This is a genomic window from Streptomyces sp. sk2.1, from assembly GCF_008120935.1.
GTDB lineage: Bacteria > Actinomycetota > Actinomycetes > Streptomycetales > Streptomycetaceae > Streptomyces.
The window spans coordinates 18,431-33,899 of sequence record NZ_RDBO01000071.1 but is presented as its reverse complement, the minus strand read 5'-3'; the positions used below and the strand labels follow the sequence as shown (position 1 = coordinate 33,899).

13 protein-coding genes, 2 tRNA genes and 1 pseudogene are annotated in these 15,469 nt (G+C 72.7%); 7 read left to right on the top strand and 9 right to left on the bottom strand.

The window, feature by feature from the left end; translation table 11 throughout:
• Positions 1 to 71: 71 nt before the first annotated feature.
• Positions 72 to 671, top strand: a complete 600-nt coding sequence (locus tag EAO76_RS24900) for a hypothetical protein (protein WP_148838345.1) — start codon at positions 72 to 74, stop codon at positions 669 to 671.
• Positions 668 to 1,405 carry a class F sortase gene (locus tag EAO76_RS24895; RefSeq protein ID WP_187438786.1) on the top strand — a complete coding sequence of 246 codons (738 nt, stop codon included), beginning with the start codon at positions 668 to 670 and terminating at the stop codon, positions 1,403 to 1,405. Before EAO76_RS24900 ends, EAO76_RS24895 begins: the two co-directional genes overlap by 4 nt.
• Before the next feature lie 449 nt (positions 1,406 to 1,854).
• On the opposite strand, the gene EAO76_RS24890 is transcribed toward EAO76_RS24895, so the two are convergent.
• Positions 1,855 to 1,928 (bottom strand) — tRNA-Lys (locus EAO76_RS24890).
• Positions 1,929 to 2,112: 184 nt separating this feature from the next.
• On the opposite strand from EAO76_RS24890, the gene EAO76_RS24885 reads away from it, so the two are divergent.
• From EAO76_RS24885 to EAO76_RS24875, 3 genes and pseudogenes are all read left to right on the top strand, one after another.
• A complete protein-coding gene (locus tag EAO76_RS24885) occupies positions 2,113 to 3,495 on the top strand; it encodes a peptidoglycan-binding protein (protein ID WP_148838151.1) in 1,383 nt (460 codons plus the stop codon).
• A 77-nt stretch (positions 3,496 to 3,572) separates the two neighbouring features.
• A pseudogene (locus tag EAO76_RS24880) lies at positions 3,573 to 5,096 on the top strand (SPFH domain-containing protein); the annotation flags it as partial.
• A 159-nt stretch (positions 5,097 to 5,255) separates the two neighbouring features.
• Complete coding sequence (locus EAO76_RS24875) at positions 5,256 to 5,846, top strand: lytic polysaccharide monooxygenase (protein ID WP_148838149.1); 591 nt, start codon at positions 5,256 to 5,258, stop codon at positions 5,844 to 5,846.
• A 107-nt stretch (positions 5,847 to 5,953) separates the two neighbouring features.
• Here EAO76_RS24875 and EAO76_RS24870 read toward each other — a convergent pair whose 3' ends face one another.
• From EAO76_RS24870 to EAO76_RS24835, 8 genes are all read right to left on the bottom strand, one after another.
• Complete coding sequence (locus tag EAO76_RS24870) at positions 5,954 to 7,474, bottom strand: MFS transporter (RefSeq protein WP_148838148.1); 1,521 nt, start codon at positions 7,472 to 7,474, stop codon at positions 5,954 to 5,956.
• 131 nt (positions 7,475 to 7,605) lie between these two features.
• Positions 7,606 to 7,679: transfer RNA gene (locus EAO76_RS24865), tRNA-Lys, on the bottom strand.
• Between the two features lie 87 nt (positions 7,680 to 7,766).
• Positions 7,767 to 8,525 carry an IclR family transcriptional regulator gene (locus EAO76_RS24860; protein WP_148838147.1) on the bottom strand — a complete coding sequence of 253 codons (759 nt, stop codon included), beginning with the start codon at positions 8,523 to 8,525 and terminating at the stop codon, positions 7,767 to 7,769.
• Positions 8,526 to 8,693: 168 nt separating this feature from the next.
• A complete protein-coding gene (gene ehuA / locus EAO76_RS24855; protein ID WP_148838146.1) occupies positions 8,694 to 9,548 on the bottom strand; it encodes an ectoine/hydroxyectoine ABC transporter ATP-binding protein EhuA in 855 nt (284 codons plus the stop codon).
• Positions 9,538 to 10,179 carry an ectoine/hydroxyectoine ABC transporter permease subunit EhuD gene (gene ehuD, locus EAO76_RS24850; RefSeq protein ID WP_148838145.1) on the bottom strand — a complete coding sequence of 214 codons (642 nt, stop codon included), beginning with the start codon at positions 10,177 to 10,179 and terminating at the stop codon, positions 9,538 to 9,540. Before ehuD ends, ehuA begins: the two co-directional genes overlap by 11 nt.
• Positions 10,176 to 10,916, bottom strand: coding sequence for an ectoine/hydroxyectoine ABC transporter permease subunit EhuC (gene ehuC, locus EAO76_RS24845; protein ID WP_148838144.1), 741 nt, complete (start codon positions 10,914 to 10,916; stop codon positions 10,176 to 10,178). The genes ehuD and ehuC overlap by 4 nt, the downstream gene beginning before the upstream one ends.
• Before the next feature lie 19 nt (positions 10,917 to 10,935).
• Entirely contained in the window at positions 10,936 to 11,838 is a 903-nt protein-coding gene (gene ehuB, locus EAO76_RS24840) for an ectoine/hydroxyectoine ABC transporter substrate-binding protein EhuB (RefSeq protein ID WP_148838143.1), read from the bottom strand.
• A 253-nt stretch (positions 11,839 to 12,091) separates the two neighbouring features.
• Complete coding sequence (locus tag EAO76_RS24835) at positions 12,092 to 13,051, bottom strand: D-2-hydroxyacid dehydrogenase (protein WP_148838142.1); 960 nt, start codon at positions 13,049 to 13,051, stop codon at positions 12,092 to 12,094.
• A gap of 304 nt (positions 13,052 to 13,355) precedes the next feature.
• Between EAO76_RS24835 and EAO76_RS24830 the strand changes: the two genes are divergently transcribed.
• Together EAO76_RS24830 and EAO76_RS24825 are read left to right on the top strand one after the other, a co-directional pair.
• Positions 13,356 to 14,150 carry a decarboxylase gene (locus EAO76_RS24830; protein WP_148838343.1) on the top strand — a complete coding sequence of 265 codons (795 nt, stop codon included), beginning with the start codon at positions 13,356 to 13,358 and terminating at the stop codon, positions 14,148 to 14,150.
• A 95-nt stretch (positions 14,151 to 14,245) separates the two neighbouring features.
• On the top strand, positions 14,246 to 15,385 hold the full coding sequence (locus tag EAO76_RS24825; RefSeq protein ID WP_148838141.1) for an LLM class flavin-dependent oxidoreductase: 1,140 nt from the start codon (positions 14,246 to 14,248) through the stop codon (positions 15,383 to 15,385).
• The last annotated feature ends 84 nt before the right edge of the window (positions 15,386 to 15,469 follow it).

Below are 15,469 nucleotides of genomic sequence, written 5' to 3'. Positions count from 1 at the left end.
GGGACACGGGCGGGGGCGCTGCGGATGCGGAAAGCCTCCGCAGGCGCGAACCTGCACTGAGGAGGTTCACCATGCGTTCCCTGCCCCTCACGTTCTGTGCCGCCGCGGCCATCGCGGCGATCCTGGTACCGGTCCCCGCCGCACTGGCCGACTCCACGGCCGGGGCCGACCGGGAGGAGGGCCGGGGCCCGCGGGCCTCCCTCGCGGTGACCCCGTCCACCGTCGGGCCCGGCGGCGAGGTGGACCTGCGGCTGGAGGGCTGCGAGGGCCGGAAGGCCGAGGGGACGGCCGACGTCCTCGTCTCCCCGGCACGCTTCTCGCCCGCCGCGGACGGGGGCCTGTTCGCCGAGACCCGGATCGGCTCGGACACCTCCCCGGGCGACCACGACATCCGCGTCGTCTGCGAGGACGGCAGGGGCACCGAGGCCGTCGGCACGGTCACCGTCACCGAACGGGGCCAGGCCACCCCCGTGGCCCCGGTGCGCGCGGGCGGCGGTGGCACCTCCCCGTCCGAGACGCGCGCGGGCGGGGGTGCCTCCCTGGCCGAATGGGAGGCCCGGCAGGAGGGCCCCGGCACCACGCACACCGTGACCGGGCTGGTCCTGGCCGCCGTCGCGGCCGTCGCCGTCGCGCTGCGCAGCGTGCGCCGTCGCCGCCCGGCCCCGGAGTGACCGGGCCCGCCCCGGACCGCCCCGCCGGGCACGGCCGGCTGCTCGCCGGAGTGGTCTGGGTCGTCCTGCTGCTGGGCCTGTGGCTCTGGGGGCGCGGCATCACCGACGGCTCCGGTGCCGGTTCCGCCCCGACGACCGGTGACGTCGCCGCGGTGGGGCGCCCCCTCGGCGTGGCGCTGCCCCCGCCGCACGACCCGATCAGGGGGGCGGTCCCGAGGCGCGTCGAGATCCCGTCGATCGGTGTCGACGCACCCGTGATCGCCCGCGGCCTGGACAAGGACGGCGCGATCGAACCGCCCCCGTTCGACCGCCCCCAGACCGTCGGCTGGTACGGCGACGGCATCCGGCCCGGCGCGAACGGCCCGGCCCTCCTCGTCGGCCACGTCGACACCGAGACCAGACCGGCCGTCTTCTACGGGCTGAGCGCCACCCGCCCCGGCGCCGAGGTCGAGGTCACCCGCGCGGACGGCACCGTCGCCGAGTTCACCGTCGACGACGTCCAGGTCTTCACCCGGGCACGCTTCGACGCCGCCAAGGCGTACGGCCCGCGCGAGGACGGCCGGGCGGAACTCCGGCTGATCACCTGCGGCGGCACCTACGACCGGGCGTCGCGTTCCTACGAGGCCAACGTGGTCGTCTCGGCCTACCTCACCGGCGAGAGGCCCGCCGGGAAGCCGGGCGGGAAGCCGGACGGGAAACCGGGTGGGAAGCCGGGCGGGAACGACGCCGGCTGAGGGGAGCGGCCGCCGGCCGAGGGAAATGGCCGGCGGATTCGCAGGCGGCGCCCCCAACTCCCGGACCGCGCGGACCAGTACGGCCCCGGCCGCGCACCCCGGCCGGGCCGACGGCGCCCCGCCCCGTGCCGCGGACGACCGGAACACCCCGCGGGTCCCCAACTGCCCGGCACGTCAGTGCGCATCGGCGGGCGTCGGCGCGGCTCGGGGCGCATCGGCAGGCAGCGATCCCGCCCGCAAGGGCGAAAAGGCCGGGTTGCCAGTTGTATGTGCGATTTGCGGAATCCTCGCGAAGGGGCGTGCGCGGGGGCTCGTGAGGGCAGCCTTCCTATCGCTGGGTGACGAATCGGTCACTGTGCGACATCTGCGAGTTGGCTGTTCGTCGGTCGCGAAGGGTGGTGGGAACGAAGAAACCCCCTCACGCATGGTGAGGGGGTTTCGACTGTGCGTGCGCCGCCAGGGACTCGAACCCCGGACCCGCTGATTAAGAGTCAGCTGCTCTAACCAACTGAGCTAGCGGCGCCTGCTGACCTGCGTAACTCTACCCGAAGTCGGGAGGTGCTCCCGACCATTTCCCGCCCGTCCCGGCCTGTCGGATGGTCGTTTTTTCTCTTCTGTCCGTCAAAATGCGTTATGTCAGGAGAGTTGAGACACTGGCGCCCGTGCCGACGGGCCAAAAGATCTTGACGAGTGCGGAGGGGAACCACATGACTGTGCCGTCCTTCGAGGAGTACGTACCCGCCGTCGACTGCGTCTGCGCGGGATGCGCCGCGCAACGGCGGGCCGCCGGCGCGTTGCCCGTGCGGGACGGCGGCCACCCGGCCGCCCACGGCGCGCGCCGCGCGATGGTGCTGGTCACCGCGGCCGGTGTGGTGCTGAGCAGCGGAGTGGCGGAGGCGGCCGGGACCGATGTGGCGGGTGCGCCGACGGTGACGGACGCGGCGGCCCCCGCGGGCCCGGCCGACGCACTCGCCCCGGCCGACCCGATGGCATCGGCGGACGTCCCCGTCGATCCGGACCCGGACAGTCCGCAGGGCGGTCCCGGACCGCTGCGCGGCGGCGGGGCATCGGGCCCGCCCTCGTCCACGACGACCACGCCCAAGCTGCGCGCCACCAGCCGGGCCGACATCATCAACCGGGCGAAGAAGTGGGTGTCCGCGCAGGTCCCGTACAGCATGGTGAAGTACTGGCCGGACGGTTACCGGCAGGACTGCTCCGGCTTCGTGTCGATGGCCTGGAACCTGCCGGGCAACGAGTGGACCGGCAGCCTCGCCGCGTTCGGGACGCGGATCGCGCGGGAGGAGCTCCAGCCCGGCGACATCCTGCTCTTCCACAACCCGGCCGACCCCTCCAAGGGCTCGCACGTCACGATCTTCGGCGGCTGGACCGACTACACGCACACCCACTACACGGCGTACGAGCAGACGAAGCCGCACACCCGCAGGCGGACGACGCCCATGGCGTACTGGACCCACTCGGGCAACTACGTCGCGTACCGCTACAAGGGTCTCACCGGCGGGAGCAGCGGCGGCAGCGCCGCGACGACGAGGTTCCCCGGCGCGGGGATGTTCGGCCCCGGCGCCAGCAACACGTACGTCACCCAGCTCGGCCGGATGCTCGTGAAGCGCGGCGGCAAGCGTTTCTACGGGGTCGGCCCCGGCCCCGGCTGGGGCGACGCGGACCGGCGGGCCACCCAGGCGTTCCAGAGGGCCCAGGGCTGGAAGGGCAAGGAGGCGGACGGCATCCCCGGCCCCGACACCTGGCGGCTCCTGATCGCCGGGACCGGACGCGACATCCCCGGGACCGGGGGCGGAAGCGGGACGGGGGCCGGGCAGAACGGCTCGAACCCGGATTCGAAGTTCCCCGGCCGGGGCCATTTCAGGCCCGGTCGGTCCAACGGCCATGTCGAGAGGCTCGGCAGGCAGTTGGTGAAGAAGGGGTACGGCAAGCACTACGTGTCGGGCCCCGGGCCCCGGTGGACCGAGGCGGACCGGCGCAATGTCGAGGCCTTCCAGCGGGCGCAGGGCTGGCGGGGCGGAGCGGCCGACGGCTACCCCGGCCCGGAGACCTGGCGGCGGCTCTTCGCGTGACAGCACGGACATGACGGAGGTGGGAATGCGATCCACGGTGTCGGACAGTTCCGGAAACCCGGAGGACGGAACGGGGCGGGAGGCGGGAGCCGGTCCGCGCGTGGGATCCCGGCCGGACGGTGCCGCACGGGGACGCGGACTCCCCGGCAGCCGGGCCGGGCGCCGGGGGCGAGGTGCCGGGCGTCCGCGGTGCGGGCCCGGGTTCCGTTCCGGACGACGGGCCGGACTCCGTGGTCGATCTCGTGCTGGACCTGGTGCCGGGCGAGAGCGCGGGCACCCTGTTCGGCGCGACCTCGGCGGCGGTGTCGGTCCCGGCCGGGGCGACCGGGGCGGGCGGACCCGTTTCCGTACCGGACGTGCCCGCCCCCGCCGCCGCCCCGGAGGCGTCCCTGCGCCGCACCGCGCCCGACACCGTCTTCGACTCCCTGCCCGTCTCCGGTGGCGACGGGGCCGTGCAGTCGGGCGACGCGCCCTGGGAGGCCGGGCGGCACCACGCGGTCATCGCCAACGAGCGGACCGCGACCATCCCCGTGCACCTGCTCTTCCGCGAGGACGCCGCACGGGTCGACGCCGCCGCGCTCCCCGACGGGATGGTGCGGCGGGGGAGCGGCGGCGACCGGCCGGCGGCCGGGGTGCGCCGGCCGCCCGCGCCGAGGGGACCGCAGGTGCGGCCCCCGACGCGACCGGCACCGCTCGGCGACCCGCGGCTCACCGAGCGGCCCGGACCCGCGCTGCCCGGCTGGGTGGCGGTGCTCGCCGCCCTGGCCGGCGCCGCGGCCGGCGGGGCCGTCCTCTGGTGGGTCGGCGCCCTGCCCGCCGCCGCGCTCGCCCGGTTCGGGATCGGCCCGCGCCCGTACGACGGGCTCGGACCGGGCGCCTGGGCGGCGCTCACCGCGCTCCTCTCGGCGGTGCTCTTCGCGCTCGGCGGGCTGAGCCGCGGACGGGTCGGCCACGCCTGGGTGCTGACGCTCTTCGGCGAGTACCGGGGCAGCGTGCGGCGCACCGGGCTGATGTGGATCAGCCCGCTGCTGCTGCGCCGCCGGGTCGACGTGCGCCTGCGGCACTGGCGCAGCGAACCGCTGCCCGCCGTGGACGCCAACGGCACGGCGCTGCGCGTCGTCGTCCTCGTGGTGTGGCGGATCAAGGACACCGCCCGGGCGGTGCTCGGGGTCGCCGACCACGAGGCGTACCTGCGCGAGCAGGTCGAGGCGGCGATGGCCCGGGTGCTCTCGCAACTGCCCGCCGACACCTTCCACGAGGACGCGCACACCCTGCGCAACGCGGAGGCGGTCGGCGACGCGCTGACCCGGCTGCTGAAGGCCGACTGCGAACCCGTCGGCATCGAGGTGTACTCGGCACAGCCGACCGGGATCGAGTACGCGCCGGAGGTCGCCGCGGCCATGCAGCGACGGCGAATTGCCGCCATCGACGCCAAGCACCGCGACAGCGTGCTCACTTCGGTCGTCGACGCCGTCGACGACACCGTCAACCGGCTGACCGCGCGGGGGATCGTCGAGCTGGACGACTACGAACGGAAGTCCCTGGTCAAGGACTTGACGGTGGCCTTCTACACCGGACGCAGCGGCGGGGAAGGGGCCTGAGGGCCTGCCGGGCCCCCTGGGGCGACCAAGCGGAATCGGACTCTCATTGGTCTGGACATGTTCATATCCCGTCAATAATCTAAGTCTTGGTCTAGACCGCAGAACACGCGTGCAGCAGGGCTCATGGAACTTCCCCCACGTTCTCGAGGAGCGACAGCAATGCGTAAAAGGGCTAGTGCGGCCGTGATCGGTCTGGTGGTGGCGGGCGCCTCGATGCTCGCCACGAGCAGTGCCGGGAGTCACGGCTACACCGACAACCCCATCAGCCGTCAGAAGCTCTGTGCCAACGGCACGGTGACCGGCTGCGGCAACATCCAGTGGGAGCCGCAGAGCGTCGAGGGGCCCAAGGGCTTCCCGGCGGCGGGCCCGGCCGACGGCCGGATCTGCTCCGGCGGTCACGGGGAGTTCGCCCAGCTCGACGACCCGCGCGGCGGCAACTGGCCCGCCACGAAGGTGACGGCCGGTCAGGGTTTCAGCTTCCGCTGGCAGTTCACCGCTCGCCACGCCACGACCGACTTCCGCTACTACATCACCAAGGACGGCTGGGACCCCACCAAGCCGCTCACCAGGGCGGACCTGGAGTCGCAGCCCTTCATGACGGTGCCGTACGGCGGCAAGCAGCCGCCCTCGACCCTGACCCAGCAGGGCACCATCCCCACCCAGAAGTCCGGGAAGCACATCATCCTGAGCGTCTGGAACATCGCCGACACGGCGAACGCGTTCTACGCGTGCTCCGACGTCCAGTTCTGACCCCGGCGCCCCGTCCCGAACGGTGACCGCCGCACGACGGACGTCACGCCGAAGCGGCCGGCGCGGACCCGAACCACGGGCCCGCGCCGGCCGCACCGCGTGAACGGTCATCGGGCCGCCGCGACCGGTTCGGCCCGCTTCGCCGCCGCGGCGCCCCGGCTCAGCAGGACCGCCGCCAGCACCGCGCCCACCAGCAGCAGCACCGATCCCGCCACCGAGGCGTACCGCATGCTGTGCACGAAGGCGTCCCTGCCGATCGAGATCAGCGAGTCGTCGCCGGTGGCCACCGCGCCCGCCAGCGTCTTGCGGGCGTCCTCCGGCGCGGAGGCGGGCATGTCGGCGGTGTAGACGGCGGTGGCCAGCGCGCCCAGCAGGGCCATTCCCGTCGCGCCGCCGAACTCCTGGCCGGTCTCCAGCAGCGAGGCCGCCGAACTCGCCTTCCGGGGCGGGGCGGTGGACAGTGCCAGGTCCGAGACGAGCGCCATCACGGCCACGATGCCGCAGTTCATCACGGAGCAGCCGACGAGCAGCAGCCACAGCGAGTCCGTACCGGTCAGGGCGAGGACGGCGAACCCGGCGGCGGCGACGACGAACCCGGCGCAGACGACCCGCCCGCGGCCGGTCCGCCGGGCGACGGTCGTGGCCGTGGGGGCCGCGGCGCTCACCGCCAGGGACGGGGCCAGGCTCCACAGCGCGGCCTCCAGCGTGCCCATGCCGAGCACCGACTGCAGGTACTGCGTGGTGAAGAACGAGGAACCCATCATCGCGAAGGCGGCCAGCGCGTTGAGCCCGATCCCGGCCGAGAAGCGGCCGTCCCGGAAGAGCTCCCGGCCGATCATCGCGTCGCCGCGGGTGCGCTGGCGGTGGACGAAGAGCCATCCGACGAGCAGCCCGACGGCGACGAACAGGGTGTTCTCCGGACCGATGCCGTGGGCGGCGGTCTCCTTGATCCCGTAGACGACGGGCAGCACGGCCCCCATCGACAGCGGCACGCCCAGGAGGTCGAACCGGCCCGGGGCGGGGTCCTTGTACTCCGGCACCAGCAGCGGCACCAGGACCAGCAGCAGCACCATCGCGGGCACGTTGATCAGGAAGACCGAGCCCCACCAGAAGTGCTGGAGCATGACCCCGCTGAGCACCGAGCCGAGCGCGATCCCGCCGGCCATGGCCCCCGACCAGATCCCGACGGCCCGGCCGCGCTGCCGTTCGTCGCGGAACATGCTCCGCACGAGCCCCATGGTCGACGGCATCAGCGTCGCCCCGCCGATCCCGAGCAGGGCGCGGGCCGCGATCAGCATCCCGGCACTGTCGGCGTACGCGGCGGTCACGGACGCGGCGCCGAACGCGACCGCGCCGAGCAGCAGCAGCCTGCGGCGGCCGATCCGGTCGCCGAGCGAGCCCATCGTGATGAGCAGTCCGGACAGGGCGAAGGCGTACCCGTCGAAGATCCAGAGCTGCTGGGTGGCGCTGGGGGCGAGGTCCCGGTCGATGGCCGGGATCGCGAAGAAGAGGACGGAGACGTCCATCGAGACGAGGAGGAGGGGCAGCAGGAGGACCACGAAGGCGGTCCATTCCCGGCGGCCGGCGAGGGTGCCGCGATCGGCGGTGGTGCTCGTGGCGTTCGTCATGCCGAGAAATGTACGAGCGTTTAAAACGCTTGTCTAGTACGACTGTGTAAAACGATCGTATGGATCGATGGGCGGCAAAAAACGCACCGGGCGGTCCACGTGTGTACGTGAACCGCCCGGTGCGTTGTCGGTGCGCCGCCAGGGACTCGAACCCCGGACCCGCTGATTAAGAGTCAGCTGCTCTAACCAACTGAGCTAGCGGCGCCTGCTGACTCGAAAATAATACCTGCTCCGGAGGGGTGTCGATGACACCGGCCGCAAACCGGGGCAAGAGGTGGTGAAGCGGTACGGATCAGAGTGCCATCGACAGCATCACCGGGGCCGCCCGCCGGTTCAGCGTATGCGCCGCCGCGCGCAGCCGGTGCGCGTCCTCGACCGGGAGCGACAGTGCCAGGCAGCCCGCCGACGCCCCGGCCGTCAGCGGCACCGCGGCGCACACCGTGCCGACCGCGTACTCCTGGAGGTCGAGCACCGGCACCGTCGCCGGCTGGCTGTCCAGCTTGGAGAACAGCACCTTCTCGTTGGTGATCGTCCGCGAGGTGAGCCGGGGCGTCCGGTGGCGGGAGATGTGGTCGCGGCGGCCGTCCTGGTCGAGCTGTGCGAGCAGGCACTTGCCGACCGCCGAGGCGTGCGCGGCGGACCGGAAGTCCACCCACTCGTTGACCGCGGGGGTGAGCGGGCCGTCGGCGTACTGCGTGACCCGGATCTCGCCGTCGACGTACCGGCTGATGTAGACCGCCGCGCCGACCGAGTCGCGCAGCTGCGTCAGCGTCCGCTGGAGCCTGGCCTCCAGGGCCTGCCGGCGGGCCGGGCCGGAACCGAGGCGCAGCAGCGAGGAGCCGATGACGTACGCGCCGTCGGTGATCTGCTCGACGTAGCCCTCGCGGCGCAGGGTCAGCAGCAGGGGGGAGAGGTGTTCGGCGGGCAGTCCCGTCTCGCGCGAGATCCGGGCGGCCGGTACGCCGTCGTCGTGGGCGGAGATCGTTTCGAGGACACGGAAGGCGTACTGCACCGAATGGAGCGGTGTGGTCGGTTCGGGCATCAGCGCCACGGTTTCCCCCCCAGCAGGTTGTGACCGCAAGCTCTGTCCACACGATAGCCGTCAAGGGCCCTTCACGGGGCGGCTGTTGGAGACCCGGCAGGGGCGCCCCACCCCGATGAGCTGGGGCGCATTCGTCCGGCATATGCCAGTGTCATTGGCGTCCAACAAGTGGCGAGGTCACAGCACCGCGTCGAGGAACTCGCGCGTACGTTCGTGCTCCGGGTCGGAGAAGATTTTTTCCGGCGGACCGGATTCGATCACCCGTCCGGAATCGAACATCAGCACCGTCTTCGAGACGTCCCGGGCGAAGTTCATCTCGTGGGTCACGCAGAGCATGGTGATGTCGGTGTTCCTGGCGATGTCGCTCAGCAGCTCCAGCACCCCGGCCACCAGCTCCGGGTCGAGCGCCGACGTCACCTCGTCCAGCAGCAGGATCTCCGGCCGCATCGCCAGGGCGCGCGCGATCGCCACCCGCTGCTGCTGGCCGCCGGAGAGCTGGGAGGGGTGCGCGTCGACCTTCCCCGACAGCCCCACCAGGTCCAGCAGCTCCCGGGCCCGGACCTCCGCCTCGTCGCGGTCCATGCCCAGCACGCTGACCGGGGCCTCGGTGATGTTCTGCAGCACCTTCATGTTGGGGAAGAGGTTGAACTGCTGGAAGACCATGCCGATCTTCTTCCGGGCCTCGCGCAGATGCTTCTCGGGCGCCGGTTTCAGCGCCCCGCCGGGCGCCCTGACGTGGGACAGCGGGGAGCCGTCCACCCAGATCACACCGCCGCTGACCTTCTCCAGCGTCATCAGCAGCCGCAGGATGGTGGTCTTGCCCGAGCCGCTGGGGCCGATCAGGGTGACGTGCTCGCCGCGCTCCACCGAGAAGTTCAGCCGGTCGAGGACGGTGTGGTCGCCGTACCGCTTCACGACGTCGTCGAAACGGACCAGCGGATGGCCGGTCCCCGGCGCGGCGGCCGGTGCGGCGGCCGACGGGGTGTCCCCGGGGGCCGCCGTCTTGCGCAGGGGGAGGGGTTCAGTGGCCAAGGCGCTTCTCCAGCTTTCTCATCAGCAGCGAGGTGGGGTAGCTCGCGACCAGGAAGGCCAGGCCGGCGAGCGTGAACGCCTCGGTGTACGCGAAGTGGTCGGCGCCGTACTTGCGGGCCTCGAAGACCATTTCCTGCACCGTGATCACGGCGAGGAACGGGGTCTCCTTGAACATCGAGATCGCGTAGTTGCCGAGGGCGGGCAGCACGTTGCGCACCGCCTGCGGAAGGATCACGGCCCGCCAGGTCCGCCGGGGGGAGAGCGAGAGCGCCCGGCAGGCCTCCCACTGCCCCTTGGGCACGCCGTCGATCCCGGCGCGGTACACCTCGGAGGTGTACGCGGCGTAGTGCACGCCCAGCACCGCGATGCCGACCGTCAGCGGTTCCACCGAGGTGAACAGGGCCGCCGCGCCGACCAGTTGGACGAGCAGCGGGGTGGACCTGACGAACTCCGTCACGGCCCGCACCGGCACCGTCACGAACCTGCTCGGGGCCCGGCCCGCGACCGCGACGGCCAGCCCGAGGACCGCGGCGACGAGCGTGCCGAGCACCGTGGCGAGCAGAGTGACCCGGAAGCCCTCGATCAGCAGCGGCAGGGCGTCCCGGGCCGCGTCCCAGTCGAAACCGTTCACCGGGCACCCCCCGGGGCGGAGGCGACGGCCTCGGTGGCGCTGCGGCTGCGCAGCAGCGAACCCGCCCCGGTGGGCAGCCCGAGCCGCCGCTTGGCGCCCCGTTCCAGCAGGTTCATCAGCAGGGTCAGGGCGTACGCCAGCACGAAGTAGACGGCCAGCAGGGTCACGTACGCGGTGAGCGTCTCACCGGTGCGGTCGCGCAGCTGCTGGACCACGGTCATCAGGTCGGCCGCGGAGATCAGCCACAGCAGCGGGGTGCACTTCAGCAGCTGGATCAGCAGATTGGTGAACGACGGGATCATCTGCACCCAGGCCTGCGGGAGGATCACCTTCCGCATCCGGTGCAGCGGCGACATGTTCAGCGCGACGGCCGCCTCGTACTGGCCGCGCGGCACGGAGTTGACCGCCCCGCGCACCACCTCGGCGCCGTACGCGCCGTAGTTGAGGCCGAAGGCGACGACGCCGCAGAGCAGCGGATCCAGCTCGTACCCCGTCAGCGTCGGCATCGCGTAGTAGAGCCAGAACAGCTGGATGTAGAGCGAGGTGCCGCGGAAGAACTCCACGACCACGCGCGACACGCCGCGCAGCACCAGCAGCCGGCTGACCGACATCAGGCCGAGGGCGAACGACAGCAGGAGCGCGGCCAGCGCGCCCAGCACGGTGGCTTCGAGCGTCACCCACAACCCCGAGCGCACCTGCGGGAGTTCGTCGACGAAGGCGGAGAAGAAATCATTCATGCGGCGCGGCCCGTCCCCGTCAGCCCTTGCACAGATCGGCCGTCTTCAGCGTGGCCGGCGGGAGCTCGGTCGCCGAGAAGCCGTACTCCCGGAGCAGCTCCACGTAGCGGGACCGGTCCGAGACGATCTTCTTCAGCTCGCGGTTGAAGGCGTCCCGCAGCTCCTCGTTGCCCTTGCGGAAGACTGCGCCGCCGGGGCTGTACTGCTTCACGCCGTCGAGCTCCGGCAGGAACGCCCCGGTGACCTCGGTCTCCGGGTTGGTCCTCGCCAGCCAGCGCAGCGAGATCCCGGTGAGCAGGAACGCGTCGACCCGGCCGCCCTTGACCGCGTCGGCGCCGTCCTGCGGCTTCTGCAGCGTCTTGATCCGGTCCTCGGGGATGCCCGCCCCCTCGGCGTACTTGCCCTCGACGGCGCCCGACATCACACCGACGGTGATCCCGGCCGCCTTCGCGGACGCCAGGTCGGTGACCTTCTTCGGGTTGCCCTTCTTCACCATCAGGGCGGTGGGGGAGATGAACTCGGGCTCGGAGAAGACGGCGTTGGCGCAGCGCTCGGGCGTGATCGCCATGCCGGCGCTGACCACGTCGTACTTGCCCGCCTGGAGCCCGGGGATCAGGCCGTCCCACTCGGAGAGGGTGGGCCTGAGCTCGTCCACGCCGAGCGCCTTGAAGATCTCCCGGTGCAGGGTGGGCGCCTCGCCCTTGAGCTCCTTGCCCTCCAGGTAGCCGTACGGGGCCTCGTTGGCGTACGCCACCCGGACGAAGCCCTGCTTGCGGAGCTTGTCGAGCGCACCCGCACCGTCCGCGGAGCCGGCGTCGGTCTTGCTGCACGCGGAGAGCAGCCCGGGTACGACGAGCAGTCCGCCCACGGCCGCCGATCGGTTCAGGAAGCCCCGGCGGGACAGGTTCGGGAAGTCAGCCATGGTTCGCAATCTCCTGGAGGGATCGAACGGTCCGGACAGGGGGAGCGCCTGCCCGATCCCGCACGTCTATGCAGAAAGCGACCTCATGTGATCGAAAGGTGGCCGGAGCGTGACCTTCCCGTGTCCCCTCCGGCCGGCCCCGAAAGCCGGGGCCGGGTGCGAAATGCCTTGCGAGAAAACGAAAATGACGGGCCGTCGAATCCTTCCGTCCGTCACCGCGCGGTGACGGGGCCGCGGTACGGTCCCGACGGATTCACTCGCCCGGACCGGGGAAGGGCACGTACCCGCGCCGCTTGTCCACCACGTTCGGCAACGGGGCGCCGGACAGCCACAGTTCGTACATCGCCACGAACTGCTCGCCCAGCCGGTCCCGCCAGCCCGCCGTGTCGCCGCTCATGTGCGGCGACACGATCAGGTCCGGTACGTCCCAGAGCGGGCTCGTCGGGTCCAGCGGCTCCTGCTCGAACACGTCCAGCGCCGCCCCCGCGATCCAGCGCTTGCGCAACGCGTCGGCCAGGTCCTCCTCGACGACCATCGGCCCGCGCCCCACGTTGACGAAGCGGGCCGACGGCTGCATCAGCCCGAAGAACCGGGCGTCGAACAGGCCCCGGGTCGCCTCGGTCAGCGGCGCCGCGCAGATCACCCAGTCGGCCAGGGCCGCCAGCCGGTCCAGGTCCTCGGGGCCGTGGACGGTGCGCCGCGCGGCACGTCCCACCAGCGCCACCTTGACCCCGAGGGGCATCAGCAGCCTGGCGATCTCCCGCCCGATCGGGCCCGCACCGACGACCACCGCGCGGCTGTTCGCGAGCGTCCCGCTCTCCCGGTGGCGCCACTGCCGCCGCTGCTGGAGGTCCAGCGTGCCCGGCAGGTCCTTCGCGAACGCCAGCAGCAGGGCCGTCACGTACTCGGCCACCGGCCGCTCGAAGATGCCCCGGGCGTTGGTCAGCACCGTGTCGGAGGCGACCAGTTCCGGGCACAGCAGCCGGTCCACGCCCGCGCTCGCCGTGTGGACCCACGCCGGGCGGGGGCCTTCGCCGGGCCAGGCGGCCCGTACCGCGTCGGAGGCGAAGTCCCACACCAGCAGCACATCGGCCTCCGGGAGCCGGGCGGCGAGCCCGGCCCCGTCGGTGTACCGGATGCGGGCCCGGCCGGTCAGCCGGCCGAGACGCGGTGACGGATCGGTGTCCAGGACGAGCAGGGTGGGCTCTGACATGGGGGGAGGTCGCTCCGTTCCGCTGTGCTGCGTCCGGGAAGGGCGGATGGACCACGCTCGCAGCCGCGCCCCGCCCCGTCAACAGGTCGTGGTGGGAGTGGGGGTAGATGGGGGAATACTTGGATGAAACGAAGAAAAAAGGGGGAGGGTGAGCGGCGCCGTGTGCCCCGGACCGGTCCGGGCGGTTCCGGCTCGGCCGGTTTCGGTCCGGCCGATTCCGGTCCGAGCGGTTCCGATCCGGCCGATTCCGATCCGGCCGGTTCCGGTCCGGGTGGGCAGGCGCGGGAAGGCGGGAAGCGTGGACATGACGACTGTCGGCTTTCTCTACCCCGGACGTTTCGCGGTGGACGACTTCCCGCGGATGGAGATCCTGCTCGACGCGGTCCGGCTCGTCGTGTACCGCACCGACGTCGACGAGGACTCCTACGGGGTCGACGCGCTGGTGCGGACCGGGGCGCCCGAGCGCCTGGCAGCCGGGGTGGAGGAACTCCGGCGCTCCGGCGTCGAGGCCGTCGTGTGGGCGAGCGCCGGCGGCAGCTTCCTCCACGGCTGGGAGGGTGCCCACGAGCAGACCGCGGCCCTGGCCAGGGCGGTGGGCGTGTCCGCCTCCAGCACCTCGCTCGGCTTCGCCCACGCGGTACGGGAGCTGGGCGCCGACCGGATCGCCGTCGCCTCCACCTACCCCGGACACATCACCGACCTGCTGCTCGACTTCCTCCGCACCGCGGGCGTCGAGGTGGCCGCCGCCCGCTCCGCCGGTCTCGGCTCGGCCGCCGAGGCCGCGGCCTGGGACCCGGACCGGGTGCGGGAGTTCGCCGTCGCCGCCGACCGGCCGGAGGCGGACGCGGTGCTGCTGCCCGACACGGCGCTGCACACCGCCGGTCACGAGGCGGAACTGGAGGAGGCCCTCGGCAAGCCGGTCCTCACCGGGAACCAGGTGACGGTCCGGGAGGGGCTGCGACTGGCGGGCCGCCGCGCCTGGTCCCCGAGGCTGGGCAGGCTCTTCGCCGGCCGGGAGGCGCCCCCGGCCCCGGTGGCGACCTGGGGCGAGGGCCGCGCCTGGGCGCACAGCGGGAGGCACGGGCACCGGGAGAGGTGATCCACTCCGCACGGGAATAAACGGAGACTCCCTCCTGTTCTGTTCTCCCGGACGTATGAGCAAGGCGCAGGCGCGTCATCCGGAGAGGCCAGGACGTGGACGAGATTCGAGGCGACGAGATCCGTGGCAAGGCGGAGGGAACGGCCCCGGTGCCGCTCTCCGTACTCGACCTGGTGACCGTGGGGCAGGGCCGCACCGCCACCCAGGCGCTGCGCACCTCCGTGGACATCGCGCAGCTCGCCGAGCGGCGCGGATTCCACCGCTACTGGGTCGCCGAACACCACTCCATGCCCGGCGTCGCCTCCTCGTCGCCCGCCGTGATCCTGGCCCACCTCGCCGCCCGCACCGAGCGCGTCCGGCTCGGCTCCGGCGGTGTGATGCTGCCCAACCACGCGCCGCTCGTCATCGCCGAGCAGTTCGGCACCCTGGAGGCCATGGCCCCCGGCCGCATCGACCTCGGCCTCGGCCGGGCCCCCGGCACCGACGGGGCCACCGCCGCCGCCCTGCGCCGCAGCGACCGGCTGAACGAGGGGGCAATGGGGTCTCCCCTGGTCGAGCGAAGCCGAGACCTCGGGGAAGATTTTCCGCAGCAGCTCGCGGAGCTGACCAGGTTCCTGGACGACGACTTCCCCGACGGCCACCCCTACGCCCGTATCCACGCGGTCCCCGGCCCGGTCCAGGGCACGGCCGAGGGCGGCGTCCAGTCCACGGCCCGGCCGCCGATCTGGCTGCTCGGCTCCTCCGGCTTCAGCGCCCGGCTGGCCGGTGTGCTCGGCCTGCCCTTCGCCTTCGCCCACCACTTCTCGGCCCGGAACACGGTGCCCGCCCTCGACCTGTACCGGGAGTCGTTCCGGCCGTCCGCGGTGCTCGACGCCCCGTACGCCCTGATCGGCGTCGCGGCCCTGGCCGCCGACGACGAGCGCGAGGCCCGCCGCCAGGTGCTCACCGGGGCCCTGTCCATGGTCCGCCTGCGCACCGGCCGCCCCGGCCTGGTCCCGACGCCCGAGGAGGCGGAGGCGTATGCCTTCACCCCGATGGAGCGAGAGTTCGTCGACGGCTGGCTCGCCGACATCGTCCACGGCACCCCGGACGAGGTCCGCGCCGGCCTCGACGCCCTGGCCAAGCGCACCGGCGCCGACGAACTGATGATCACCGCCAACGCCCACGGCGGGGAGGCCCGGCTGCGCAGTTACGAACTGATCGCCGACGCGTACGGACTGCCCACGACGGCCTGACCGGCCCCTGCCCGGGGCGGCCTGACCGATCCGTGCCCGGGACGGCTCGCCCGCGCCTTCGCGCGGGCCGGTCGCCCCGGGGCC